Origin of the sequence: Rothia sp. P7208 (assembly GCF_048512915.1) — a bacterium.
GTDB lineage: Bacteria > Actinomycetota > Actinomycetes > Actinomycetales > Micrococcaceae > Rothia.
Genome location: NZ_JBLXXW010000001.1, coordinates 494,983 through 519,964, shown reverse-complemented (window position 1 = coordinate 519,964; position 24,982 = coordinate 494,983). Strand labels below are relative to the sequence as shown.

Here is a 24,982-nt window from a genome sequence, read left to right as displayed (position 1 = left end):
CAATACACGCAGACTTCTAATCCTCACCTAATGCAAGGTATAGCCTTATCAAACATCATGATGTGAAAGGTATTCATCGTGAAAAAATCACCTAAATTCCTAGCCCTGTGCACCTCAGCAGTCTTGCTCCTGAGCGCTTGCGGAGGCGCTGGCTCCCCATCAGCAAAGAGTAACGCAGAAGCATCAGCCTCAACCGGCAAACCACATGTCCTCACCACCTTCACTGTTCTTCAAGACATTGCACAAAATGTTGCTGGTGACCATCTCGACGTTCAGTCGATTACAAAGCCTGGTGCTGAAATTCACCATTATGAACCAACTCCTGGTGATATTGAAAAGGCAACTCACGCAGACCTCATTCTCGATAATGGACTCAACCTTGAGACCTGGTTCAAGAAATTTGTTCAGAACACCCATGCACCTCACGTAAAAGTTAGTGAAGGCGTTACACCAATTAGCATCACCGAAGATGCGTATGCGGGAAAACCTAATCCTCATGCTTGGATGAGCCCACTCGTAGTCAAAAAATACGTAGATAACATTGCTGACGCATTCGTTAAACTTGACCCTGCTCATGAGTCAGACTATCGAGCAAATGCTAAGGCCTATCAAGAGAAACTTCAGAAAGTTCATGATGACTTGGTATCAAGTATCTCCACTATCCCCAAAGAACAACGGGCCCTTGTGACTTGCGAAGGTGCGTTTTCCTACCTCACTAAAGATGCTGGACTTCAGGAAAAATATATCTGGGCTGTCAACTCTGATGCCCAAGCAACACCTTCACAAATTGAGTCAGTCGTTAAATTTGTTAAAGACAAAAAAGTTCCAGCAGTATTCTGCGAATCTACTGTATCTGATCATCCGATGCAACAAGTTGTCACCGAAACAGGAACACCTTTTGGTGGAACTCTTTATGTGGACTCCCTCTCTGAAAAAGGCGGACCTGTTCCGACCTATTTAGACCTCATCACCTACGATGCAAAGACCATTTCCAAAGCTCTAACTCAGGAAAAGTAAAATATATTATGAGCGCCATTAAAGTTACTGGGGTTTCTGCCCATTATGGTTCCGTCCATGCCCTTGATGACGTTAACTTTAGCGTCGAATCAGGGCGTATCTGTGGTTTGATTGGGATGAACGGATCAGGAAAATCAACCCTTTTCAAAACCATGATGGGAGTACATCGTGACTGTACAGGTACTGTTACCCTTGATGGTCACAGCCCACAACAGGCGCGTTCGACTGGAGTCGTCAGTTATGTCCCCCAAAGCGAAGAAATAGATTTCACCTTTCCGGTGTCTGTTCGTGATGTGGTTTCAATGGGGACATACTGGCGGCTCGGCACAACTCGTCGTCTCGATGCTCAAGCAAAACAGGCGGTTGCACGGGCATTAGAACGCGTAGAACTCACAGACCTTGCAGAACGCCAAATCGGCGAACTCTCTGGCGGTCAACGGAAACGAGCTTTTGTTGCGCGTGCGATGGCGCAAGGAGCGAACATTTTCTTACTTGACGAACCCTTTGCAGGGGTTGATAAACGTTCTGAAAAGATGATTGTTAGCCTCCTCAATGAGTTAGCACGAGATGGGGCAACTATTCTCGTGTCCACCCACGACTTAAGCTCTTTGAGTCAGCTCGCAACCGAAGCAATTCTATTGCGACGCACAGTACTTGCTCATGCTGACGTCGAAACAGTTCTTCGTCCCGAAAATCTTATGAAGGTTTTTGGTACGGATGTTCTATCTTCCCAGTAACTTTTCTTTTCCCCTTCAAAACCAGCCCGCATTAACCACACCAACAATGCGGACAGAAAGCGAACCTTGCCATGCTTGAATTTCTTCTTTCCCCGCTTAGCCTAGGGCTGATGCAACGAGCTTTTGCCGTAACTATTGTCGCGGCACTAGTCTGTTCAGTGCTCTCTTGTTGGTTGGTTCTTGTGGGCTGGTCTTTGATGGGGGATGCTATCTCTCACGCTGTGCTACCTGGAGTAGTCTTTGCCTATATCCTTCAGATTCCTTTTGCTATTGGTGCACTTGTCACTGCTCTAGTCGCAGTGATGCTCATCGGGGTTGTTGGCTCACACCGAAAGATTCGACAAGACTCTGCCATGGGTATCGTCTTTACAACTCTTTTTGCTTTAGGCATTGTGATGGTTTCTATAACGCCGTCACATATTGACCTCAACGAAATCATCTATGGTAACGTTCTTGGCGTCAGTACCGCTGCTCTTACTCAGGTATGTGTACTAGCTGCCCTCGTAACAGGTGTTTTGCTTTACAAACGTAAAGACCTTACCCTCTACGCTTTTGACTCCTCGTATGCTGCAGCTATTGGATTATCTACCCGTGTGCTATCAGGCATCCTGCTATTTTCACTGGCGTTAACATCTGTTGTTGCACTGCAAGTTGTTGGTGTTATTTTGGTTGTTGCAATGTTGATTATCCCCGGTTCTACCGCACGTCTTTTGACAAATAAATTCACAACAATGCTGTGCTACTCAGTGACTTTTGCATTAGTCGGGTCTATTAGCGGACTATACATTAGTTACTATGTTGATATTTCTCCTGGTGGGGCAGTGGTGCTTACTCAAGGAGTCATGTTTGCGGTAGTCTTCATTTCAGAGCGTATCTACACTAAGATTCGTACTCAATCACAAAAATCTTCTGCCCCTGTTCAGAGCTAAGTTCAATACTTTCTGACGACCCTTCATGACGAACTTGTATATCTTCTAGGTTCCTGCTGCCACGTACAAGAATAGTCTTTCCTGGGACGAGTTGGTGTTGAATAAAGAAGCTGAGAATTTTGGCATCTTTATCACTAACACGTTCTATTCTTAGGCGCTGTGGATCTTGGCAGCAATGTTCTAGAAGATAGTCTGTGAGAGTGCTCTGTTCTGGGTTATCTACTGTGCCGTCTTCGGCAGGAATTGGGTCACCATGAGGGTCACGGGTGGGATGCCCTAATAACGCATCAATACGTTCAATCATGATGTCGGAAACAGCATGTTCTAAAACCTCTGCCTCATCGTGAACCTTGTCAATAGGGTAGTTGAGAACTTGCACAAGAAAAGTCTCTAAAAGGCGGTGTCGACGAACCATCGACACCGCATATTTTTTCCCTAGTTCTGTTAGCTCAATCGGAGCATATGGGCGATACGAAATCAGATCAGCATTCGCTAACCTTCTGAGCGCATCAGAAACACTTGAAGGCCTATTGCCAGTTTTTTGTGCCAGTAATGTTGTGGTCGGTACTTGCTGAGACCACTCCGATATTCCCCAGATTTCTTTAAGATAGTTTTGGGTGCTTTCAGATAAATCAGAAAGAGACATAGGAATATACTAACAGGAGAGAATACTCGCTAATACTCCAGTATGATGGGTAGCTTATTGAGCGGGTAGAGTCTTTGAACGACCGCTATTTTTACCCTGAACCCACCACAAGAAAAGACACCTGAAACTATGATGGAAAAACTACGAGTCCACCCGCCTGTCTCAAGTCATTGGGTTCTTGAACCAGATACCCGTTACCTTATTGCCATAGATATTGACGGTACTCTAGTACATCACGACGGAACACTAAGTGAGGCTGTCAAAAAGTCTGTTCAAGATGTTATCTCAGCCGGACACGCCGTGATTATCGCGACGGGGCGTTCTCGTCAAGCGGCACTTCCCATAGCGCAACAGCTCGGCATGAGCGAAGGCTATATGGTGACTTCAAATGGTGCGGTTACCCTCAAGCTATCAGCTAATGATGGTTACCACGTTATTGATAGTGTTGCGTTTAACCCGCAGCGCGCATTGAGCTTATTGCAGGAGAAAATCCCGTACGCTCAGATGGCGTTAGAGACCGTCGCCGGTGATATTTACGCAACAGATGATTTTGAAGACGGATCTTTTGGTGCACAATCGATACCCGTCACAAAATCTGAACTCCTTGAACACCGTGAAGCTACTCGTGTTGTCGTTTTTGCTGAGGACGTTGATCCTCAAACCTTCAAAAAAGCTATTTATGCTGCAGGTCTTCATGGAGTAAACTATGCCGTCGGCTGGACCGCATGGTTAGATATCGCTGCACACGGTGTGTCAAAAGCCTCATCTCTAGAGCAACTACGGCGCACCCTCGGCATAGACCCCGCGCATACGATTGCTATTGGGGACGGACACAACGATAAAGAGATGTTACATTGGGCAGCTCGTGGAGTTGCCATGGGACAAGCACCTGAGGAAGTGATTGCTGTTGCTGATGAGGTCACTACTAGTGTCTATGACGATGGCGTAGCACGTACCTTAGCGACTCTTCTTCCTTAGGCGATACTGCATGAAACTCTATTATGACCCTGACTGTGGTATTTGCACTCAAGCAGGACGTTGGCTTGCTCAGCAAGAGGTGCGTGCTGACATTCTTCCGGCCTGGAGCGATGAGGAGTTTTCTTCGAAGGTTGACCTTCAACGTTTTTCTCGAGCTATTCCACTTGTGACAGATGACGGACATGCCGTTTATGGTGTGGTTGCGGTAGGTCTTGTTCTGAAGACGAGTCAGCACCGTTCTTTGCGAGTTTTAGGGCGTTGCTTGTTGTCTTCTATCGGGCGTTTGCCTGCTGAAAAAGTGTATGCTCTGATTGCGCAGAATCGTTGGCGGCTTCCGGGTTCTACTTGTTCTTTGCCACGACGTTCGTAAGAGTTCTAATGCTTTGGCGTCAGCCGATGGATAGAGCTGAGGAGCTCTTGAAGCACCGGTAACGCCGCTTCTTGTTCATGCCATTGCGCTCTAACTAGTGTTTTGCTGACTGCTTGCGAACTGATACCGAGGGCTTGTGCTACTGCTTTTTGCTGTCCTCGAACACCTGGGATCAGTAAGGATATAACACGGTTTTCAGCTTCTGAACGTTCTGCACAGACTCGATAGAGCAATCGTGCAATACCTGTGGCGTGCTGTGAGAGCTTTTGGTCATGACCGAGTACCACAACGCATTTTGAGGGTGCTCCGGTGGGGGCTTGTTCTACGGCAAGACGTGAATAGCTAATGGCTTCTCCAGAGCATTCTGGTATTCCCACAGCTCCTAAAGCCATCGCAAAGCGTGGGGCTCGTAGTCCTCCCACTCCGATACCAATCCAGTACCCGTTATAGAGGGCTCCGAGGAGGAATGCTCGTATGGCAAGTTCTGGGTGATTAAATGCGCCTTGTAGTTCGTCAGGGTAGGTTCTGGTGAACGGGATGAACGGCTCTAGGGTGTTGAGCTTGTCGCAGAGCTCTTCTAAGGGGAGAGATTTTGCGCCCTTGCGACGAATAAAGGTCAAAACATACACGAGTTAAGTATGCCAGTCTTCGCGCTTAAAAGAGGCGTAGCTTACTCCCAGAAAAAAGAATCGTAGTGTTTTCCTTGCAGTGTGAGCTCATCTTCAAGGGTGTTTCTGCATGTCATAGGTAGTGCTAGGCACTGGTACTGTGCATCATCACCAAGGTAGCCTGTGGCGTATTCGAAGTGCTCTCTTATGGGCGCGATGTCTTTGCATAGGTGAAGTATCTGTTGGAGTGTTTCTGGTGAGCTAAAAATCCAGAATGAGTTTTCGTCTGTGAGCTGGAAGAGGGCGATTTGGTGGTTTGGTAGTACATGTCCTTTGACGTGTATCCATCCTCCGAGAGCTCCAAGCCCGTCAGGTGGGCAGATGGGGTCATATTCCCATGACGGTGCGTTGTTGAGCCAGAGGGGTGTGGTGGGGTAGTAGAGGGTTCCCTCTGGATGTGTGGGCCAATGGGTTTGCAGAAGGAGCCCCTCTGTGATTGTCTCCCAGAAATTTTGGCTGGTCAGGGGTGTGGCGATGGAGCTTATGAGTTCTTCTGATGCGTGTTGCCCCCAGTATGTTGTCGTGGTGGGTGTTTGGGTGGAGTGTATGAGTTCTTTGATGGTTGCTAGCTGTGCTGATTTTCCAAGGATTATGGTCAGGTTTTCTTGGTGAAATAGGTATGGGGTGTGTTCTTCGAACTCTTCTGAACTCATGGTGTCTTTCGTGCTATGAGGGTGCCTGTTCGTGGACGAGCTTGTGGTCTTGTTGTACTGATTTTAGCGGTGGTGGTTTGCGTTGTGGGGGTAGTGGTAAAACCTGTGCATTCTTGAGTGGGTGCAGAGGATTATGTCGTTGTATGGCAAAAAATGTTGTGGTTTTAAAGGCGGGTAAATAGATGGTAAATGTTCCGCTAACAGCGTCTAATGGGAATAAGTTTGTCAGGTTAAAGTCAAATTTTTGCGTGAGATATTAATAAAATACATATTTTTCATTTAATTACTTTTATGTCGATTAAGAATATAGTGGTACGGATGAATATATCTAGTGTTCGAATAAATAATCGAATATATCTCATATTCTGAATTGATTTTCGAAAAGCTGTGAATAGTGGTGAACGAAACGCCAAGAAAACTCAGCTAATTATCGAACAAAACCTGTGAATTTATCTCAAATGCGCCCCTCGTTAGCCATAACAGCAAACTAAGCTGTCTGTGTATTTGTGCAAGAAAACGCACAGATAACATCAATTTGTAATTGAAATATAGAGACACTAAGCAGTGTTCGAATTCTGTGAATTATCGAAGATATGGATGCAAAAATCACAAAAAACCATAAAATATCCATAGAATTTGATAACGATTCTATAAAGTTGTGTACGCACATTGTCCGTTATTACAGCATTCCAAAAGATCGCCATCGGAGAAAGACATGTCAAATACAGAACTCAGTTCACTCAAGAGTCTTCTTCCTAACCGACGCCAGGTAGGAAAAATTGCTCTTGCGGGACTCGGAGCAACAGCGCTAGGTAGCACCGCTGCCCAAGCCGCCTATAGCGATATTCGACGAGTAAGCACCGCATACAGAAATGCAGATGCACAGCGCCTACTCAACCTCATCAACCAATACCGCGCACAATACGGTCTCCAACCCCTGCAACATTCAGCAACCGTTGCAACCGTAATGGACGGAGAAGCTCGTCGCCAATTCATTCAGGGCTACTTCTCACATGGCACCCAATTTATGTACAACCCTAAGGTTCGTGGATACAATTTCGTACGCGAAGTTATCGCACTGTCCTACAACGGGGATATCAGCCAACTTCTAGCATTCTGGAAGAGCTCACCACCGCACCGCGCCGCAATTCTTGCTCCACAAGCAAACACCTGCGGAATCGGACTATGCTACGGCAACGGACGAGGACTCCCTTGGCGAGTCCTCGGAAACGTCGGAATCTACCGCTATGAACGTGGACGTGGACCATCAGACATCCAGCCCACCATCGCTGGCGGAAGCCGTGTCGCAACACAATCCACACAGCCAACCTACGCCATCAAAGGCGGAATCGGCGCAAGCTACCGTAACGGCGGCGGCGAAGCTCGATTCGGCGTCCCCATCATGAACGAAAAAGGTGGACTCGTCGAAGGCGGTATCTACCAAAACTACAGCAAAAACGGCAACATCTCCCAATTCCTTTGGACCGCAGACACCGGCGCGTACCCAGTGCACTTTGAAGGTGATATTGGTCGGTACTGGGCACGACACGGTGAAGAAAACGTCCTAGGATACCCCCTCATGTACGAAACAGGCGGGCTCATCGGCGGCGGCGCATACCAGCGATTCAAACGAGGAAATCGCGTCACCAAAATTATGTGGCACCCACGCTACGGCGCGCACCCCATCCTCGAATACGGTGCAATCTCCGCAGAATGGAGCCGCAACGACTACGAACGCGGATACGGATACCCCATCACCGGCGAATATCGCCACGGTATTGAAGTGCACCAGCGTTTCAGCAAAGGCTACACCATCGCCTGGCATTCACGCACAGGACGTGTACGCGTCTTCAAAAGCTAAGACACAGTACAAAACTTCATCCATATAAAGCTTTGGGTGTGAACCAATATTGGTTCACACCCAAAGCTTTATATTTACCGCACCTAGCGTTGCACCAGAGCAGTAACTGCACGATCCAACGTTTCCTTAGCCCCGTCAATACGAGTAATGTCATTTGTGATAAACGAATACACCAAAATTTTACCAGAGGCAGAATACCCATAACCCGATAGAGAAATAACAGAATATAGTGTCCCCGTTTTTGCGCGCGCATACCCCTGAGCTTGTCGAGTATCAGCAGAGTTGAAACGTAACGCTAAAGTACCTGAACCACCAGCAACTGGAAAACCGTCTAAGGCCAATGTTGTGTGGGCAGACGAATCAGCAATGGCTTCAAGCACTTGAACAATCATTCTATTCGTCACCTTATTCTCACCTGAAAGGCCACAAATATCTACCGGATGAAATCCTGCAGTATCGATACCGTTCTGCTCTAACGTTTCTTGAATAGAAGCACGTGCCTGCTCAAAAGACCCTTCACGCCCTAAAGAAACTGCAAGATTGCGCCCTAAAGTCTCTGCCAACATGTTATCTGAATGTTGCATCATATACGCTGCCTGTTCAGCAACCGTTGCAGAACTAACCTGCGCAATACGTTCTGAGTTCTCGGTGGCAGGTTCCTCTTCCCCAAGAGAAAAGCTCAGGTTCTTCTGCGCACCTAACTCGTTCAGCAAAGACACAAAATAACGGTGTACTTCCTGCCCTGCTTCTGCCGGTCGAGAATGAGACGCATTCCCCTGATCGTCTGGAGAATAATGCGAATAAAACGCTATAGGACTCACCGCAGTGACCTCGCCAGCATCAATATCTCCTTGCGCCCACGCCGGATTAACTGAAGGCCCACGATAGATAGACGTATCAAGATTGACACGATAATGTGAAGGTCCCTGCGATAAGCCCTGAACTACCTCTTGTGCAAGTGTTCGTAGCCCAGCATGCCCTACAACATCATCAGGGCGCGATAAACCAGTTCCTAGAAGTGTGTCCCCGCCTGCTACGAGCGTTAAAACGTCGTTTTGACGACGAACACTTGTTTCATAACGTTCTGTCGGATCGACTCGTTCAAGAAGAGCATAATCAACAAGAATCTTCAGGTTAGATGCGGGAACTCTCTGCTGTTCAGAGCCACGCTGATAAAGAACCTCTCCAGAATCTTTATCCACGACCAGTCCCGTCACATTACCGTCAGGTAAAGAGTCTAAAATCTGGTCAAGAGTTTGCGTAAGAGTCGCTGTTTGAGAGCTTACTGAAGAATGAACAGCAGAAGGAATCTGAACAGGCTGAGGGCTAACATACGAAGACGCTGCACCATCAGCTAAAGTATGGGCTGACTGCACGTGAGGAATTGCCCACGCCCCAACACTTAGCGTTGCAACACCTAAAACGCTAGGTAATATCCATTGACGTTTCTTTGATGTCTCTGACGAAGACATAGATTCCTCACCACTCATATATTCTCCCAACACTATTCACCAGCAAAAGTCACGAACGCTAGACTATAAGAGAATAGCCGTAAAACCTCAGGTATATCTCATGTCTAGGTTAGACTGTACACCGATATGCTAAACGTACCTGCAACAGGTACGCCCCAACTCACAACATATAAGGAGACATCATGGAACTTGACGTCACCCTCGAAATCAATCGCGGTTCACGCGTAAAGTACGAAATCGATCACGAAACCGGACGTCTCCGTCTTGACCGTGTTCTTTTCACCTCAATGCAGTACCCCACCGCATACGGATACTTCGATAACACCCTTGGCGAAGACGGCGACCCCCTCGACGCAATGGTCATCCTCGACGTTGACGTTATCCCCGGCGTAGTGGTTGAAGCTCGTCCCATTGCAGTTTTCAATATGACTGATGAAGCTGGCGGAGACGCAAAAGTACTATGTGTCCCTGCCGATAAGCGCTATGACCACATCCAAGAACTTGAAGATGTCTCTGAACAGCTCAAAGCAGAGATTCAGCACTTCTTCGAACGTTATAAAGACCTCGAATCCGGAAAATGGGTTAAAGGCGAAGGCTGGGAAGGCCGTGAAGCTGCAGAAAAAATGGTTCAAGAAGCTATCGACCGCCACAACGCATAATTCGCAGGTTTAAGGTTTAACAACTTTTATCAAGACCTATAGACGTCATGGGCAAGAACATATATGTTCTTGCCCATGACGTCTATTTTTTTATAGAGGATATACGACGCATAAAACCTTCCAATACGCCTATGTTGTCAGACTCGCAACCGCCTTCCGCAGAAAGAACTAACACAAGTAAATGTCTCGATGATAAACATTTTTGAAGCACAAAACTTGTGCTCAGCGAAGAACTGCAGGATAAGAAAGATGAGAAAACTGTGGTATAGAGTAAAGAACAATGACTCAAAAAAATACTCTTTCTCACCTCGTAGCTTGGGATACAGCAGCCCAGGTTGCCGCTCAGCTCGTACCTGCTGGACCTCAAAAAACAGTTCAAGAGATGACTCGTGCCGTAGAAAGTATCCGTTATGCGGCTTTAGCGTCCGTTGAACATGTATACCGTATTACTCAACTTGAGGTAGCCCACCAACTCACAGATTCACAGGTTCTCGTCATAGACCGCCCCACATGGTCTCAAGCAAATACGCAAGCATTCTCAACAATGCTCAACACCGAACCTTCTTCACGTCTTGTGCAGAAGATGAAGAAACTAACAAAAACCCAAAAAACCTTAGTCAACTATGCAACAGCAGTTGAAGTCGGTGCCGTGCTCGCTTATCTTTCTACACGAGTACTAGGACAATACGAACCATATGCTGCCCGCGCCGGGTACGGGGCCTCCGGTGGGCGGCTCATGCTCGTAGCACCTAACATCCTTGCCTTAGAAGAAGAACTTCACCTCGACCCCGAAGATTTTAGACTATGGGTCTGCTTACACGAACAAACACACCGCGTACAGTTTGCTGCTGCACCATGGCTTGATGAGTATATCCTTCAGCTAGTACACCGCCTATCTTCAGATCTAGGGTCGAACACTGAAGAACTTTTTGGGCGCGTAATCTATACGGCCAAAAGTTCTTTAGGAGACTCTCGCTCTACTGATTCAGACCCGACCTCTTTTACGATGAACGATTCTGCCCATAAGACGCTTTCTAAAGTTACTGCCGTCATGAGTCTTCTTGAAGGTCACGCTAACGTTGTCATGGACTCTATTGACGCATCAGTAGTTCCTAGTATCAAAACTATTCGCCAACGGTTTAACCGTCGCAGCCAAACACACACCTTCTTCCACAAAATAGTGCAAAAACTCTTTGGCATGGAACGAAAACTTCAACAATATAAAGACGGACAAAAATTCGTTCAATACATTGTGGATGCTCAGGGCATGGACCGTTTCAACATGATTTGGGAACGCCCTGAGAATCTTCCTACTGAGCAAGAAATACATCACCCTCAGCAGTGGATTGATAGGGTGTTAGCGTCAACGGAGCACGTCATCCCTTGGGCAGGAGAATAACTGATGCAAAACGGACGACGAGGACGTTTGCATCCGGCAGTAGGACGCGCTCGCACCCTTCTTGAACAAAACATCAATCATTTTTTGGGACAAACACTTATTCACGCTTCAGGTAAAGCGCGTCCACAAGAGAATCCTCCACTTTTTTTGGTGGGTTGTTCTGGTGGCCCTGATTCTTTAGCGTTAGCGTCATTGAGCGCTCATTTCGTACGTCGTGGTGAGATACGTATCGGTGCAATAATTGTTGATCATCAGCTTCAAGCAGGCTCTGACGAAGTCGCTGCACAGGCTGCACAAACATGCCGTGATATGGGATTATCTCCGGTGCTTGTACGTTCTGTTACTGTTGACGCTGCCCATGAGGGACCTGAAATGGCGGCACGTATTGCACGATATGCGGCGTTTGAAGATGCCGTTAAAGAAACTGGTGCACAAGGAATTATGCTCGCACATACGTTAGACGATCAGGCAGAGACAGTGCTTCTTGGTTTAGCGCGAGGGTCGGGCACAAAATCTTTAGGCGGGATGAGTCCGGTGCGTGTTCACCATGGTGTGAATTATCTCCGTCCTCTGCTGAATTTACGTCGGTATGAAGTCGAACAAATTTGTGTTGCTGAGGGTTTAGACCCGTGGCATGACCCTACGAACCTCGACCAGAAACTTATGAGAGCGAAGGTCCGTCATAGCATTCTTCCTTTTTTGGAAGAACATCTAGGCGGTTCTGTTGCGCTCTCATTGGCTCGTACTGCTGCTATTAGCGGACCTGACGCACAGTATCTTGAAGAAGAAGCCGAAAGAGCGTTTACGAGGGTACAACTTGAACTTTCAGCGGTAGGTGGAGTTGAATCTTTAAACCTTCCTACTGAGACTAATATGCAGGGTGTCGTAGTGATTAACCGTTATGCGTTGAGTCAAGAACATCCAGCTTTACAGCATCGAGTATTATCTTTGGCGGTTCGTTCTTTGGGCGGAGAAAATCCAAGTTTTGAACGTTTACAAGCATTAGGAGAACTCTTGTGCGGTCACACTATTGCTGGCCCTATACAGTTGGCGGGTAAGGTGAGTGCTTACCGTCGCCGTCCACCTGCGAAAGTTACAGTGGAACTTCGTTCATCTGCAGAGAAAAAAGAGATTCTTTTGAAAGAAACTGGGGTTATTGTTTTACTCACCACCGTGTAAGCTCCATACTTAAAGAACGAATACCGAGAAAAACATGTTTAGGTGCCGGTTTGCTTTAGCGCAGCTATCTGCTAGACGGTACACTAATTTTCTACAGCCCCCATATTAATCACAAAGGATTAGAGGAATCGTGAAGGCAGAAGACGTACAGGACGATATCAAACACGTTCTTTTCACCAAAGAAGATATTGACGCAAAGATTAAAGAACTCGCTGCACAGATTGATAAAGATTACGCAGGTAAAGAAGTTCTGCTGGTAGGTGTTCTCAAGGGTGCAATTATGGTGGTTGCAGACCTCTCACGAGCATTGAGTACCCATTACACCATGGACTGGATGGCTGTTTCTTCTTATGGTTCTGGAACAAAGTCTTCTGGTGTTGTTCGTATTCTCAAAGACCTTGACACCGACTTGACTGGACGTGATGTTCTGATTGTCGAAGACATTATTGATTCTGGGCTTACTCTTGCGTGGCTTCAACAGAACCTCATTTCTCGTGGTGCAAACTCTGTTGAAATCTGTGCTCTTCTGCGTAAACCAACATGCGTTAAAACTGATGTTCAGTGCAAATATGTTGGTTGGGATATCGACCCTGAATTTGTGATTGGTTACGGTTTAGACTTTGCAGAACGCTACCGTAACTTGGACTGCATTGCGACTTTAGCTCCGCACGTCTATTCCTAAATACACCTAAGATTCTCCTCTTATACGGTGCGAACGAGGTAAAAATAGTACGCTCGCTCGCACCGTAAAATTTTAGCCTTGAGGGGAACGCACCTGACTGAACGGGAACTTAACAGGTTTCACCTGTACATTAATGTGCAGAATAACCTCTGCCCCTATAGTGGTTGCCTCGTGCTTCTACTAGACGGGTAGTCACCCATATTTGGAGGATTACCGCATTGGCGCAAAAAACCAATAAGAACCCAGAAGAAGATAAAGGGTTCTTCAGCAAGTTCATCTCAGGACCATGGTTCTGGGTGGTGCTCGCTTTAGCCATCTTCGCGACTTTTTCGATTACCTCGATGTTTAACGGTTCAAACCGTGTCGATACGAATGTCGGCTTAGAGTTATTGAAGAACGATAAAGCTGTGAGCGCGAAAATCTATGATGGCGATCAGCGCGTAGATTTAGAGCTTAAAGACGACTATTCCACTCCTAAGGGGCAGAATCTCGGAAAGAATGTCACATTCTATTTCGTAAATGCTCGCGCTGGTGATGTGGTTCAGGCCGTGGATAATGGAAAACTGAAGAGCTACACCGATCAGCCTGTACAGAGTAACTGGTTTACTTCGTTACTGACGTTCTTTGCACCTTTTGTTCTGATTGCTTTATTGTTCTGGTTCTTGATGTCTCGAGTCAGTTCTGGCGGCTCTCAGATTATGAACTTCTCGAAGTCTCGTGCAAAGAAATTCAATAAAGACAACCCGACCGTACGGTTCTCTGATGTTGCCGGTGTTGATGAAGCTCTCGCGGAGCTTGAAGAAGTGCGTGAGTTCCTTGCTGAACCAGAGAAATTTACTCGTCTTGGCGCAAAAATTCCTAAGGGCGTTCTCTTGTATGGCCCTCCCGGTACCGGTAAGACTCTTCTTGCGAAAGCTGTTGCTGGAGAAGCTGGAGTCCCGTTCTACTCTATTTCTGGTTCTGACTTTGTGGAGATGTTCGTGGGCGTGGGTGCTTCTCGTGTGCGAGACCTCTTCAAAGAGGCTAAGAACCATAAATCTGCCATCATTTTCGTTGACGAAATTGACGCTGTAGGCCGCCAACGCGGTGTCGGCATGGGTGGCGGTAACGATGAGCGTGAGCAGACTCTAAACCAGCTTCTTGTTGAGATGGATGGTTTTGACGGAACCTCAAATATCATTGTGATTGCTGCAACGAACCGACCTGATGTGTTAGACCCTGCTTTGTTGCGTCCGGGTCGTTTTGACCGTCAAGTTGGAGTGGATGCTCCTGATTTGAAGGGGCGTCAACGCATTCTTGAAGTGCATGCTGCAGGTAAACCTATTGATCGTCGTGTGGAACTGTCTTCTGTGGCGAAACGAACTCCTGGGTTTACCGGCGCTGACCTCGCAAATGTCATGAATGAGGCTGCGCTATTGACAGCTCGTGATGGTGGAAACGTGATTGATGAGCGTGCTATCGATGAGGCTATTGATCGTGTGATGGCTGGGCCTCAGCGTTCTTCTCGCATTATGAAAGAACATGAACGAAAAGTTACCGCTTATCATGAAGGCGGACACGCCTTGGTTGCGGCTGCTTTGCGTAATTCTTCTCCGGTAACAAAGATTACGATTCTTCCTCGTGGGCGTGCGTTGGGCTACACCATGGTGATGCCTGAGGACGATAAATATTCGACAACTCGTCATGAGCTACTTGATCAGATGGCTTACGCCATGGGCGGACGTGCAGCAGAAGAAGTGGTCTTCCATGATCCTTCTACCGGTGCTTCGAATGATATTCAAAAAGCTACTGAAACAGCTCGTAAGATGGTTACTGAGTACGGCATGAGCTCACGTATCGGCTCTGTTCGTCTTGCTTCTCGTGAGTCTGATCCGTTCCTTGGCGGTGGCGCTGGTGGAGGCAATAATTTCTCGGATGAACTTGCTTATGTGGTAGACCAAGAAGTTGCTGCTTTGCTTGAGAACGCCCATGATGAGGCCTTTGAGATTCTGACTGAGAACCGTGATGTTTTGGATCGTCTTGCCTATGCTCTTCTTGAGAAAGAAACTCTTCTTGAGAAAGAGATTGCAGAGATTTTCAAGGATGTTCGTAAACGTCCTGAGCGTTCACATTGGTACTCTAAAACAACTCGTGAACCTTCTTCTTTACCCCCAGTAAAGGCTCCTAGTGAGGTGGATGGTTCTTCAGAAGATTCGCAAGAGAATGAGCCTATTGTTCAACAGCCTGTGATTGATACGGATTCTTCTCCGGTTGAGAAACCAGCGACAGATGTTCATCCTTCTCCTGGACTGGGCGGAAATGATAGTGATGCGCGCGGTTCAGATGGGAGTCCTTGGGGTGGTGCACGCTAATGGCCGTGGATCAGCCTCGTATTGAAGCAGCTGTTCGCGAGATTCTATTAGCGATTGGGGAAGACCCTGATCGTGAGGGTCTTGTCGATACCCCTGCTCGAGTGGGGCGCGCTTATGCAGAGATGTTCTCTGGTTTGCATGATGAACCCGGCCATATTCTGGGGACGACTTTTGATATTGATCATAAAGAACTAGTGCTTGTGAAGGATATCCCGTTTTACTCTACGTGTGAGCATCATCTTGTACCGTTTTTTGGTCATGCGCATGTGGGGTATATTCCGGGGGATTCTGGGCAAGTGACGGGTCTTTCAAAGTTGGCTCGTACGGTGGACTTATTCGCTAAACGTCCGCAGGTGCAAGAGCGTATGACGACGGAGATTGTGGATGCTATTGAGCGGTATCTTCGTCCAGCTGGTGCAATTGTTGTTGTAGAAGCTGAGCATATGTGTATGGCAATGCGCGGGGTTCGTAAGCCGGGCGCTAAGACCGTAACGAGTGCTGTGCGCGGTCAATTACGTGCTGAGGCAACTCGTGCTGAGGCGATGAGCTTGATTAATAGTTCTTGCTCGTAGTTCCGGAAGTTTGTGAAGAATCTTCTGCCGATGCAAGGGTGAGGGCACCTACGAAAATATCGTAGGTGCCCTCACCCTTATGCAGTGTGTACTTGTGCGTATTCTTGTGGTGTCTGTATGTTTTAGTTGCTATCGATAAATTTTTAGAAAGTGGGCGTTGTGGTGTCTTCTGTGTTTTCTTCTTCTAGTACTCATGTGATGGGCATTCTGAATGTCACTCCTGATTCTTTTTCGGATGGTGGTGAACACTATACGTTGCAAGAAGCAGTAGACCATGCACACCGTATGGTTGAAGATGGCGCCACGATTATTGATATTGGTGGTGAATCAACTCGACCTGGTTCTACCCGTATTTCAAGTGTTGAGGAACAGCGCCGTATTTTGCCTGTCCTTGAGAAATTACGTGATATTCCTGCTTTTTTGAGTGTCGATACGCTTAACCCCGATACGGCTCGTGTTGCGGTTGAAGCTGGTGCAGACATTATTAATGATGTTTCGGGAATGAACCTTTCGGAGCAGATGATTGATACGGTTGCGTCACTGGATGTTCCTTATATTTTGACTCATGCTCGTGGTACTTCTGAGACGATGAATGATTGCGCCAGCTATGAGGATGTTGTTGATGAAGTGTTTTTTGAGCTTCGTTCTTTGCGTGATCGTCTTCTTTCTGGGGGAGTGGCGTCGAAGAATATCATTCTTGATCCTGGTTTAGGTTTCGCAAAAGTTGGTATGCAAGATTGGCAGTTATGTGCGTCGATGACACGTTTTCAAGAGCTGGGGCACCCGCTATTGATTGCTGGATCTCGTAAGCGCTTTTTAGGGCGTTTATTGGAGGCTGAAGATCGTCAACGTGCTGAATGCCTGGGTGTTGAGCCTCGGGGTCGTACTGTTGATGAGCGTGATGCGGCGACGGCAGCGCTGAGTGTTATTGCGGCGTTAAATGGTGCGTGGGGTGTGCGGGTTCATGATGTTCGCTCTAGTGCTGACGCTCTTGCGGTTGTTCAACAAGTGAGAGCTTATTCTTCGGAAATGTGATGTTTTTCTATTGATGAAGCGACATGAGGTGTTTTTGACCTAAAAACATGTGTGAGCTTAACCTCTATTCCAAGCGCATTTAGTTCGGTTTTTAACTCTAAAACCTTGCAATGGTGCGGAAGAGGGTCTTCGTTGAAATATTGATGGTATTCAATGTGGCGACAAACAACACTAAGCATGCTCAGGAACAGTGGATAATAGGAGACGGTAATACCCCATACTGCCGAACAAAGGAACATTGTGACGGAGTACCGCACTATTACAGAACAAGCTGTGCCCTCTGCGTATCGTACCGCAGACCGTATCACCCTCAATGGTGTTGGGTGCGTCGGGTATCACGGCGTTCTTGATAGTGAGCGGCAAACTGGGCAGCCATTCTTTGTTGATATTACGATGTTCACAGATTTCTCGCGAGCTGTTGCAGACGATGACGTTGCATATACAGCAAATTATGCTGAAGTTGCTGAAACTATCCGTGATGTGGTGATGGGTGAACCTGTCGATTTAATTGAGACGTTGGCAGAAAAAATTGCGCAAGAAGTGTTAGACCATTTCCCTCTTCTTGCCGTTGAAATAACCGTACATAAGCCGAAAGCTCCTATTGAGGTGACTTTCTCGGATGTCTCGGTGACAATTTTCAGGGAGAAAAAATGAGCGTAACTGCTATCTTGGCTCTTGGTTCAAACATGGGGGATAGAGAAGAGACCCTCATTAGAGGTATCGCAGATTTGTGTAGTCATCCTCAGATTTCTGTACAGAATATCTCTCCGGTTGCGGTAACTGCTGCAGTGGGCGGGCCTGAAGGGCAACCTGATTTTTTGAATCTGGTCATTCAAATTGAGACTGATTTACGTCCTTTTGAGTTGCTTGAGTACACGCAGAGCGTGGAGTCTAAACATCACCGTACACGCGAGGTTCACTGGGGGCCTCGTACCTTAGACATTGACATCATTGAATACGGCAATATGCAGATGAGTCAGACCGACTTGACGATTCCTCACCCTCGCGCCGCTGAACGCGCTTTTGTGCTTGAACCGTGGGTGCGGATGGATCCTTCTGCCGAGCTACAAGGTGTGCCGGTTGCTGAGTTAGCGAAAAAAGCTGAAGACCGTGATGGTATCCGCGAAATTCGTGAAGCACCGGTGGTTTGTGCATGACGTCTTTACGTCTGAGAGTATTACTCAGTGTTTTTCTTGGTGCTTTTATGGTTGGCGCCTTAGCTAATGCGCTGAGTGTGCGTTGGGGTGGCGCAGAGCTGATGCTTTCACCTTCGAGTCTTCTCGTTTCAGTGATAATTTGTGCCCCCTTGATGTGGTTGGGTGTTCAGGTATCACGTTTTCGTCAGCAAGACCGGCGGGTTGATGCTGGGCGAATGAACCCTCTTTTGGCAGCTCGTACTGTTGTGCTGGCTCAATCTAGCGCCTATACGGGTGTGATGATTGCTGGCTGGCATAGCGCATTGCTTTCGTACCAGTTGTATATGTTCACTCTTCGTGCCGCATGGCCTCCGCTGGTAACGTCGATTGTTGATGTTCTTGCCGGTGCGCTTTTATGTGGTGTCGGTGTTTGGGTAGAGCATCTGTGTAAAATACCACCTTCTGATTCTGACGATTATGCCCCTAAAGACGAGCACATTCTTGAGCGTGATAGTCGTGGATATGCACGTCAGGATGATATTTAATAACTATTTTGAAGGTTGAGATGCAGGTTACTTTTCGATAGTGTGTAGTTAAAGTTATGGCCACTAGAAAATGAGGTACCTTCTCATGACTCAACAGAACTCAACAATAGAAGATATTGAGCAGCGGCCGTGGATACGAGTATCACCCTCCTATGTGAAGATTGTCCTTATCAATAGGGCCATCTTCCTGCTGGTAATTATGATTGTCGCAGGCCTTGTCTGGATGTTTCGTGAAGACGAGTTCTTCTCCTCTGGCCTCAAACTTCCTATTATTCTGGGAGTCTTAGGCGTTCTCTTCCTCGGACAACTGACATACCTTCTGCTGGCGCCTCGCTACGTCAAATCTATTGGGTATCACCTTGATGAACGCCATCTTGTTATCACCCGAGGAATCTTGATGCGAAAAGTCATCTCTGTTCCTTATGGACGTTTGCAATACGTAGACGTCACCTCTGGCCTCGTGTCAGGAATCTTTAAACTCGCTTCTCTAGAGCTTCATACAGCTTCTGTTGGAACAGAGGCAAAAATCCCGGGGCTTCCTCAACCTGAAGCTGAAAAAATACGAGAGATTCTGACTCAAGACGGCGTAGAACAGATGGTGAAGTAACGATGAGCGAAACACCACAAGAACATAATTTTTCTCTTGGACACGATGATGCCAAGAACAACACACATGACGAACCTCAAAATAGCGAACAAGTACCAGATGAAGAACTTCATTGGAAACGTGCCCACCCGCTGAGTCCTCTTGCCTCAAGCTGGTTTATTCTTGCGTGGATCGTATGGATTACCGGTAAAGAACTCTTCGAATCGGGGTTTTTAGAGTCAGATACTTCTTTGCTCGAGTCTCTACGAGACTTTTTAACTTTCATTACTTCAACCCCTAAATTTTTTGTTCCGGCACTGTTATCTGTGGTGATTTATTATGGGGTAACGTATCTTGGCTGGTTCTTTACATTCTTTGCTGTTGGAGAAAAATTCTTCCACCTTAAAACGGGGGTTCTCGTTAAAAAGAACCGTAAAGCAAATATCAACAAAATTCAGTCCATCGATATTACGTCCCCATTCCTCGCTCGTCTTTTTGGCCTATCAGAAATGACAGTTGACGTAGCGGACGGAGACGGTAGTGCTCTTTCGATTAAATTCCTCAAACACCAACATGCTCAACAATTACGTTCGACTTTGCTCCAAAGAATAACGGACGTTAAGCAGTCTCAGCATGCTGCGCCCACACGAGAAGAATCAGAAGACTCACCTACCGTAGTGCTCTCGGAAGAAGAGAAACTGCAACAATTTTTACAGCAGGAGAATCTCCCAACGCCTACGGCAGTTGAGGATTCTTCAGAACAAGAGCTTTTGAGAGTTCCGCCCAAGCGTCTTGTCGCGTCATTATTGTTGGACGTGAAAGTGCTGTTCCAGCTTTTGCTTTTTCTCATTTTCATAGTGGTTACTTTGCGAGACGTGGGTGTAGGCTTCTTCTCAAGTATTACGTCCATCATCATTTTGTTTGGTTTTGCGAGCTCTCTATTTAACACTTTTGCCCGCCGCTATAATTTCCGTATTGCAGATACTCCTGAAGGTCTTAAAATTCGTTATGGATTATTCGATACCGTGACCCAGAGCGTACCCGTATCAAGAATCCAAGGGCTACAGATTAATCAGAGCGTTCTCTGGCGATCTTTGAACTGGTACAAAGTCGTAATCAACGTCGCCGGCTACGGCATCAAAGACATGATGAACGATAAAAAAATTACGGAAGAATTAGTTGTTCTTGCAACAGGTGAAGAACTCGAAAAAATCTTAGACATGGTTCTTCCCGTCCATGAAGAACGGGTAACAGGCCGATGGCTTCTCTACGCTCATGGAGCTCGAGGCACTGAGGCTGGTTTTCGTCCTCGTGTAGCAAAACTCCGGTGGCTACGTCCACTATCGTACCGCCGTGCAGGGTTTACCCTCACCGATAAATACTTCATCCTTCGTGACGGTGTCTTGTACTACAAGCTTTCCATCATCCCCTACCAGTTTATCCAATCTGTTGATGTGCGCTCTTCACCTTTAGAACGACATTACGGGGCACGCACCGTTAACATTTGGACTATTGTGGGCCCTATTTCCGCCACAAATAAGAACATTCATGCCGAAGATGCCCAAAGAATTGTGCAAACTCATCGTGACGTCTACCGATAAGTGTGCATAAGGGCAGAATCTAAGGAAACAACTAGGGTAAGCTGTTACCCGTGAGTTTTACACAACCAGCCCGCATGAAAATTGGTGTGATATCTGCCGGTAAGGTAGGTGCCGTCCTCGGCGCCGCCCTACGGGCCGCTCAACATACCATCGTCGGGGTACACGCCATCTCAGAGGCTTCTCGCGAACGTGCTGAGATGCTACTACCTGGCGTTCCTCTTCGCAGCATCCCCGATATTGTGCAAGAAGCTGAAGTCGTATTACTTGCTGTACCTGATGATGCTATTACTTCCGTTGTTGAAGGAATAGCGCATACTGTCGGTTGGAAAAACGGACAAATCGTTTTTCATACCTCCGGTATGCACGGCATTTCGGTTCTTGAACCAGCTGCCGCACAAGGTGCAATTTGTTTAGCAATTCATCCGGCCATGACCTTCACTGGGCTATCTCTGGACCTAGCGCGTTTACAAGATACTTGTTGCGCAGTAACAGGGCCGGCACCATTTCTACCTATTGCTCAGGCACTAAGCGTTGAGATGGGTGCTGAACCGGTAACTATTGCAGAAACAGACCGTGGACTGTACCACGCGGCATTGGCACATGTGGCAAACCACCTTGTGACCATTACTGGACAATCACTACAAATTCTCGAATCTATTGGGGTTCCCCAACCTGCACACTATTTACGTCCGCTCCTTCAAGCAGCGTTAGATAACGTGTTATCTTCTGGCGAAAATACGCTTACAGGACCAGTAGCTCGAGCCGATGTCCAGACGGTACACACACACGCACAAGAACTTAGCCAGTATGCACAAGAAGAGAACTCTGAAGATATCTCAATAGCGTACGTAGCGTTAGCTCAAGCCACCGCGCAGAGAGCTCACGCGCGAGGCGCATTGAGTGATGAACAGCTTGAACGCGTCCTAGACGCCTTACAACGCTAACGTTTTAGTGCACATGATGAAAGGATCTTTCACCCCGTGACGAGTAGTCCAATAATTATTCGTTCTGTTGATGAACTTCGCCAAAGCGTCAGTTCAGCACTTGAACGAGCCCAAGAACAAGCTCACCAGCAGGCAACAGAAGAACAACCCGCAGCACCCGTAACATTGGGTTATGTGGCAACCATGGGCGCATTACATGAAGGACACGCCACGCTCATCCGTCGCGCTCGCGAACAAAATGATGTTGTTGTGGTCTCAGTCTTTGTCAATCCTTTACAGTTTGGCCCTGGCGAAGACTACGAGAAATATCCACGCACCCTTGAATCAGATGTTCAGGTTGCTCAAGAAGCTGGTGCCGATATTGTTTTTGCCCCAGATAACGACCAAATGTATCCTTCTGGCACCCCTTTGATTACGGTGTCTTCAGGGAAGCTCGGAAATCTTTTTGAAGGTAAAACACGTCCTGGGCATTTTGATGGTGCTTTGACGGTTGTCAATAAGTTCTTTAACATTCTTAAATCTGGTGCTCGTCATCATGTTGTCAACGCATATTTTGGTCGTAAAGACGCACAACAGGTGTCGTTGATTCAGCGTATGGTTCAGGATTTTAACCACGATATTGTGATTAAGCCGGTGCCTATTGTGCGTGCTGATGACGGTTTAGCTCTTTCTTCTCGCAATCAATATTTGAGTGCTGAAGATCGTGAGCGTGCGCTGGTGTTATCGCGTACATTAGCGATGCTTCGAGAACAGCAGATTACTCGTGGGCTCACTGAAGATGATATTAGCGCTGCTCGCGAACGCATTGACGCTGTTGAAGGTGTGCGCTTAGATTATCTTGACGTGATTGATTCAGAAACCTTTGAGCCTCCGGCAGCTGATTCATCAAAGGTCTTGGCTCTCGTGGCAGCCTATGTGGGGCAGACTCGTCTCATTGACAACATGGAATTAAACTAATTTTTCCGCTATATATTCAAAGACGTTAGGTTTTTTACGTGACTAATCATCAGAAGGGCGTTTCTTCAGAAATGCCAGTTATTGCAGATATGTCTGAACAGATGCAGATTCGTTTGGGCAAACGTGCAGATATCCTTGCTTCAGGACGTGAAGCATACCCCGTGGGTGTGCCTGTAACGACCACTATTGAGGCTATCCGCGAAAAATACGACGGTGTGCTTAATGCTGAGGATACTACCGGCGATATTGTGGGTATCGCTGGGCGTGTCGTGTTTGTGCGTAATACCGGTAAGCTGTGCTTTGCAAGTTTACAGCAGGGTAACGGTACTCGTATTCAGGCGATGATTTCTCTTGCCGGTGTAGGCGAAGAAGCCCTTGCTGATTGGAAAGCTTTAGTTGATCTTGGCGACCACGTTTTTGTTCATGGTGAAGTGATTTCTTCTCGTCGCGGTGAACTTTCTGTGATGGCTGATTCTTGGCAGATGGCTTCTAAGGCGTTACGCCCTATGCCAACGTTGCATAAGGAACTGAACGACGAGACTCGTGTCCGTCAGCGTTACCTCGATTTGATGGTTCGTGATGAGGCTCGTGAGCTTGTAATTAAGCGTGCAAAAATTACTCAAACTATTCGTGATGTTCTAAACGGGCACGGCTATATTGAGGTTGAGACTCCTATCTTGCAGCTGATTCATGGTGGCGCTGCGGCGCGTCCGTTTGGTACACACCTGAACGCGTTTGACCAAGATATGACGTTGCGTATCGCTACCGAGCTTTTCTTAAAACGTGCGCAGGTTGGCGGTATTGAGCGCGTATATGAGATCGGGCGCGTTTTCCGTAATGAGGGTGTCGATTCTACTCACAGCCCAGAGTTCACAACGTTAGAATGCTACGAAGCGTATGCTGATCAGTTTGTGATGGCTGAGCGTATGCGTGAGATTATTTTGGCTTGTGCTGAGGCTGTAGGCATTTACCAGATTGAAACTGATAAAGGCACTATTGACTTGAGCGGTGAATGGAAGTGGGTTGCAGTCTATCCTGGTCTGTCTGAGGCTGTTGGGGTAGAGATTACTCCGGAGACTCCCGCTCAGGTACTTCGCGATATTGCTCAGAAGCACGATATTTCTGTAGACCCTCAGTGGGATGCTGAAAAACTTGTGGTGGAGCTCTTTGGTGAAATTGTTGAACCGACGTTGCTTAATCCTACTTTTGTGTATGATTATCCGCCGTCGGCTCAGCCGTTGGCTCGTCCTCACCGTGATAAGCCGGGGCTGATTGAGGCTTGGGACTTGATTATTGGTGGCATGGAACGTGGCACTGCTTTCTCGGAGCTTATTGATCCGGTAATTCAGCGTGAGCGTTTGACGGAGCAATCTCTTCTTGCTGCTGGTGGAGATGATGAAGCGATGCAGTTGGATGAAGATTTCTTGCGTGCTCTTGAGTATGGTGCTCCTCCAATGGGCGGTATTGGTCTTGGTGTGGATCGTCTGATTATGCTCTTTACGAATGTTGGTATTCGAGACACTATTCTGTTCCCGTTGATGAAGCCAGAAGCTGATTAAACTTGTGTGAAAGCGTTGCCTGCAGGAGTTCCTGTGGGCAACGTTTTGTATAAGCACGATATTCTAGAGAAAAGTTTTCATGAGGAAATGAGTTCGGTGATGGATTATCTTATTGCGATTATGCCTTCTTTAGGGGCAGGTATTGTTCTCTTTTTCATTTTGCGTTGGATTACTCGTGCTGATAGGACGGAACGAGCTACTGCACGTGGGATTGAAGAAGACGCAAAGCAATGGTATGAGAATGTGAAGAGTTCAAAGGGTACTCGTGATCCTTTTGGAGGGGGAGAGTCAAAAGATACTGAGGTTAAATAAAAATAGTGTTTTTTCACTATTTATTTTTCACCTTATTCGTATTTATTGCTATTCTTCTAAGGGATATATAGTATATAAATGTATGGATTCTGTTTCTTAGAATGAGAAGAATAATTCTTTCTTTGTTCTAAGTG

Annotated in this window: 26 protein-coding genes; 22 read left to right on the top strand and 4 right to left on the bottom strand. The window is 47.0% G+C overall.

The window, feature by feature from the left end:
• The first annotated feature begins 78 nt into the window (after positions 1-78).
• The 3 genes from ACN084_RS02420 (at position 79) to ACN084_RS02410 (ending at position 2,683) form a co-directional block, all read left to right on the top strand.
• Positions 79-1,017, top strand: a complete 939-nt coding sequence (locus tag ACN084_RS02420; RefSeq protein ID WP_419105766.1) for a metal ABC transporter substrate-binding protein — start codon at positions 79-81, stop codon at positions 1,015-1,017.
• Positions 1,018-1,025: 8 nt separating this feature from the next.
• Entirely contained in the window at positions 1,026-1,754 is a 729-nt protein-coding gene (locus ACN084_RS02415; RefSeq protein WP_419101120.1) for a metal ABC transporter ATP-binding protein, read from the top strand.
• Between the two features lie 71 nt (positions 1,755-1,825).
• Positions 1,826-2,683 (top strand): metal ABC transporter permease, encoded by an 858-nt coding sequence (locus ACN084_RS02410; protein ID WP_419105765.1) that lies wholly within the window; start codon positions 1,826-1,828, stop codon positions 2,681-2,683.
• Here ACN084_RS02410 and ACN084_RS02405 read toward each other — a convergent pair.
• Positions 2,634-3,329 (bottom strand): metal-dependent transcriptional regulator, encoded by a 696-nt coding sequence (locus tag ACN084_RS02405; protein ID WP_419105764.1) that lies wholly within the window; start codon positions 3,327-3,329, stop codon positions 2,634-2,636. The two genes, ACN084_RS02410 and ACN084_RS02405, sit on opposite strands and share 50 nt — an antisense overlap.
• Before the next feature lie 129 nt (positions 3,330-3,458).
• On the opposite strand from ACN084_RS02405, the gene ACN084_RS02400 reads away from it, so the two are divergent.
• Both ACN084_RS02400 and ACN084_RS02395 read left to right on the top strand, forming a co-directional pair.
• On the top strand, positions 3,459-4,307 hold the full coding sequence (locus tag ACN084_RS02400) for an HAD family hydrolase (RefSeq protein WP_419101117.1): 849 nt from the start codon (positions 3,459-3,461) through the stop codon (positions 4,305-4,307).
• Positions 4,308-4,317: 10 nt separating this feature from the next.
• On the top strand, positions 4,318-4,677 hold the full coding sequence (locus ACN084_RS02395; protein ID WP_419105763.1) for a thiol-disulfide oxidoreductase DCC family protein: 360 nt from the start codon (positions 4,318-4,320) through the stop codon (positions 4,675-4,677).
• A 5-nt stretch (positions 4,678-4,682) separates the two neighbouring features.
• Here ACN084_RS02395 and ACN084_RS02390 read toward each other — a convergent pair whose 3' ends face one another.
• Positions 4,683-5,306: a recombinase RecJ gene (locus ACN084_RS02390; protein WP_419105762.1), complete on the bottom strand. Its 624-nt coding sequence runs from the start codon at positions 5,304-5,306 to the stop codon at positions 4,683-4,685.
• Between the two features lie 41 nt (positions 5,307-5,347).
• Positions 5,348-5,998 carry a hypothetical protein gene (locus ACN084_RS02385; protein ID WP_419105761.1) on the bottom strand — a complete coding sequence of 217 codons (651 nt, stop codon included), beginning with the start codon at positions 5,996-5,998 and terminating at the stop codon, positions 5,348-5,350.
• A gap of 715 nt (positions 5,999-6,713) precedes the next feature.
• Here ACN084_RS02385 and ACN084_RS02380 point away from each other — a divergent pair.
• Positions 6,714-7,859: a CAP domain-containing protein gene (locus ACN084_RS02380; protein ID WP_419105760.1), complete on the top strand. Its 1,146-nt coding sequence runs from the start codon at positions 6,714-6,716 to the stop codon at positions 7,857-7,859.
• A gap of 83 nt (positions 7,860-7,942) precedes the next feature.
• On the opposite strand, the gene dacB is transcribed toward ACN084_RS02380, so the two are convergent.
• Complete coding sequence (gene dacB, locus ACN084_RS02375) at positions 7,943-9,349, bottom strand: D-alanyl-D-alanine carboxypeptidase/D-alanyl-D-alanine-endopeptidase (RefSeq protein WP_419105759.1); 1,407 nt, start codon at positions 9,347-9,349, stop codon at positions 7,943-7,945.
• 164 nt (positions 9,350-9,513) lie between these two features.
• On the opposite strand from dacB, the gene ACN084_RS02370 reads away from it, so the two are divergent.
• From ACN084_RS02370 to ACN084_RS02295, 16 genes are all read left to right on the top strand, one after another.
• Positions 9,514-9,990, top strand: coding sequence for an inorganic diphosphatase (locus ACN084_RS02370; protein ID WP_419101111.1), 477 nt, complete (start codon positions 9,514-9,516; stop codon positions 9,988-9,990).
• A gap of 280 nt (positions 9,991-10,270) precedes the next feature.
• Positions 10,271-11,389 carry a zinc-dependent metalloprotease gene (locus tag ACN084_RS02365; RefSeq protein ID WP_419101110.1) on the top strand — a complete coding sequence of 373 codons (1,119 nt, stop codon included), beginning with the start codon at positions 10,271-10,273 and terminating at the stop codon, positions 11,387-11,389.
• Positions 11,390-11,392: 3 nt separating this feature from the next.
• A complete protein-coding gene (gene tilS, locus ACN084_RS02360; protein WP_419105758.1) occupies positions 11,393-12,568 on the top strand; it encodes a tRNA lysidine(34) synthetase TilS in 1,176 nt (391 codons plus the stop codon).
• A gap of 130 nt (positions 12,569-12,698) precedes the next feature.
• Positions 12,699-13,250: a hypoxanthine phosphoribosyltransferase gene (gene hpt, locus ACN084_RS02355; protein WP_419103153.1), complete on the top strand. Its 552-nt coding sequence runs from the start codon at positions 12,699-12,701 to the stop codon at positions 13,248-13,250.
• 218 nt (positions 13,251-13,468) lie between these two features.
• Positions 13,469-15,601 carry an ATP-dependent zinc metalloprotease FtsH gene (ftsH, locus tag ACN084_RS02350; RefSeq protein ID WP_419105757.1) on the top strand — a complete coding sequence of 711 codons (2,133 nt, stop codon included), beginning with the start codon at positions 13,469-13,471 and terminating at the stop codon, positions 15,599-15,601.
• Positions 15,601-16,173 (top strand): GTP cyclohydrolase I FolE, encoded by a 573-nt coding sequence (gene folE / locus ACN084_RS02345; RefSeq protein ID WP_419101106.1) that lies wholly within the window; start codon positions 15,601-15,603, stop codon positions 16,171-16,173. Before ftsH ends, folE begins: the two co-directional genes overlap by 1 nt.
• Before the next feature lie 162 nt (positions 16,174-16,335).
• Positions 16,336-17,208, top strand: coding sequence for a dihydropteroate synthase (gene folP, locus ACN084_RS02340; RefSeq protein ID WP_419105756.1), 873 nt, complete (start codon positions 16,336-16,338; stop codon positions 17,206-17,208).
• A gap of 240 nt (positions 17,209-17,448) precedes the next feature.
• Positions 17,449-17,862: a dihydroneopterin aldolase gene (gene folB / locus ACN084_RS02335; RefSeq protein ID WP_419101104.1), complete on the top strand. Its 414-nt coding sequence runs from the start codon at positions 17,449-17,451 to the stop codon at positions 17,860-17,862.
• On the top strand, positions 17,859-18,365 hold the full coding sequence (folK, locus tag ACN084_RS02330; RefSeq protein WP_419105755.1) for a 2-amino-4-hydroxy-6-hydroxymethyldihydropteridine diphosphokinase: 507 nt from the start codon (positions 17,859-17,861) through the stop codon (positions 18,363-18,365). The genes folB and folK overlap by 4 nt, the downstream gene beginning before the upstream one ends.
• Entirely contained in the window at positions 18,362-18,889 is a 528-nt protein-coding gene (locus ACN084_RS02325; RefSeq protein ID WP_419105754.1) for a DUF3180 domain-containing protein, read from the top strand. The genes folK and ACN084_RS02325 overlap by 4 nt, the downstream gene beginning before the upstream one ends.
• Before the next feature lie 85 nt (positions 18,890-18,974).
• Positions 18,975-19,496 (top strand): PH domain-containing protein, encoded by a 522-nt coding sequence (locus tag ACN084_RS02320; protein WP_419105753.1) that lies wholly within the window; start codon positions 18,975-18,977, stop codon positions 19,494-19,496.
• A gap of 2 nt (positions 19,497-19,498) precedes the next feature.
• Positions 19,499-21,076 carry a PH domain-containing protein gene (locus ACN084_RS02315; RefSeq protein WP_419105752.1) on the top strand — a complete coding sequence of 526 codons (1,578 nt, stop codon included), beginning with the start codon at positions 19,499-19,501 and terminating at the stop codon, positions 21,074-21,076.
• 50 nt (positions 21,077-21,126) lie between these two features.
• Positions 21,127-22,020 carry a Rossmann-like and DUF2520 domain-containing protein gene (locus ACN084_RS02310; RefSeq protein WP_419101099.1) on the top strand — a complete coding sequence of 298 codons (894 nt, stop codon included), beginning with the start codon at positions 21,127-21,129 and terminating at the stop codon, positions 22,018-22,020.
• A gap of 36 nt (positions 22,021-22,056) precedes the next feature.
• Positions 22,057-22,977: a pantoate--beta-alanine ligase gene (gene panC, locus ACN084_RS02305; protein WP_419105751.1), complete on the top strand. Its 921-nt coding sequence runs from the start codon at positions 22,057-22,059 to the stop codon at positions 22,975-22,977.
• A 71-nt stretch (positions 22,978-23,048) separates the two neighbouring features.
• Entirely contained in the window at positions 23,049-24,536 is a 1,488-nt protein-coding gene (lysS, locus tag ACN084_RS02300; protein ID WP_419103220.1) for a lysine--tRNA ligase, read from the top strand.
• A gap of 33 nt (positions 24,537-24,569) precedes the next feature.
• Positions 24,570-24,848, top strand: coding sequence for a hypothetical protein (locus ACN084_RS02295; RefSeq protein ID WP_419101097.1), 279 nt, complete (start codon positions 24,570-24,572; stop codon positions 24,846-24,848).
• Positions 24,849-24,982: the final 134 nt, after the last annotated feature.

Coding starts and splice junctions, on each gene's coding strand:
- ACN084_RS02325 (WP_419105754.1), top strand. CDS start 18,362: ATGACGTCTTTACGTCTGAGAGTATTACTCAGTGTTTTTCTTGGTGCT.
- ACN084_RS02400 (WP_419101117.1), top strand. CDS start 3,459: ATGATGGAAAAACTACGAGTCCACCCGCCTGTCTCAAGTCATTGGGTT.
- folK (WP_419105755.1), top strand. CDS start 17,859: ATGAGCGTAACTGCTATCTTGGCTCTTGGTTCAAACATGGGGGATAGA.
- dacB (WP_419105759.1), bottom strand. CDS start 9,349: ATGAGTGGTGAGGAATCTATGTCTTCGTCAGAGACATCAAAGAAACGT.
- ACN084_RS02320 (WP_419105753.1), top strand. CDS start 18,975: ATGACTCAACAGAACTCAACAATAGAAGATATTGAGCAGCGGCCGTGG.
- ACN084_RS02405 (WP_419105764.1), bottom strand. CDS start 3,329: ATGTCTCTTTCTGATTTATCTGAAAGCACCCAAAACTATCTTAAAGAA.
- ACN084_RS02380 (WP_419105760.1), top strand. CDS start 6,714: ATGTCAAATACAGAACTCAGTTCACTCAAGAGTCTTCTTCCTAACCGA.
- tilS (WP_419105758.1), top strand. CDS start 11,393: ATGCAAAACGGACGACGAGGACGTTTGCATCCGGCAGTAGGACGCGCT.
- ACN084_RS02395 (WP_419105763.1), top strand. CDS start 4,318: ATGAAACTCTATTATGACCCTGACTGTGGTATTTGCACTCAAGCAGGA.
- ACN084_RS02315 (WP_419105752.1), top strand. CDS start 19,499: ATGAGCGAAACACCACAAGAACATAATTTTTCTCTTGGACACGATGAT.
- folE (WP_419101106.1), top strand. CDS start 15,601: ATGGCCGTGGATCAGCCTCGTATTGAAGCAGCTGTTCGCGAGATTCTA.
- ACN084_RS02385 (WP_419105761.1), bottom strand. CDS start 5,998: ATGAGTTCAGAAGAGTTCGAAGAACACACCCCATACCTATTTCACCAA.
- ACN084_RS02410 (WP_419105765.1), top strand. CDS start 1,826: ATGCTTGAATTTCTTCTTTCCCCGCTTAGCCTAGGGCTGATGCAACGA.
- lysS (WP_419103220.1), top strand. CDS start 23,049: ATGCCAGTTATTGCAGATATGTCTGAACAGATGCAGATTCGTTTGGGC.
- ACN084_RS02370 (WP_419101111.1), top strand. CDS start 9,514: ATGGAACTTGACGTCACCCTCGAAATCAATCGCGGTTCACGCGTAAAG.
- ACN084_RS02415 (WP_419101120.1), top strand. CDS start 1,026: ATGAGCGCCATTAAAGTTACTGGGGTTTCTGCCCATTATGGTTCCGTC.
- ACN084_RS02365 (WP_419101110.1), top strand. CDS start 10,271: ATGACTCAAAAAAATACTCTTTCTCACCTCGTAGCTTGGGATACAGCA.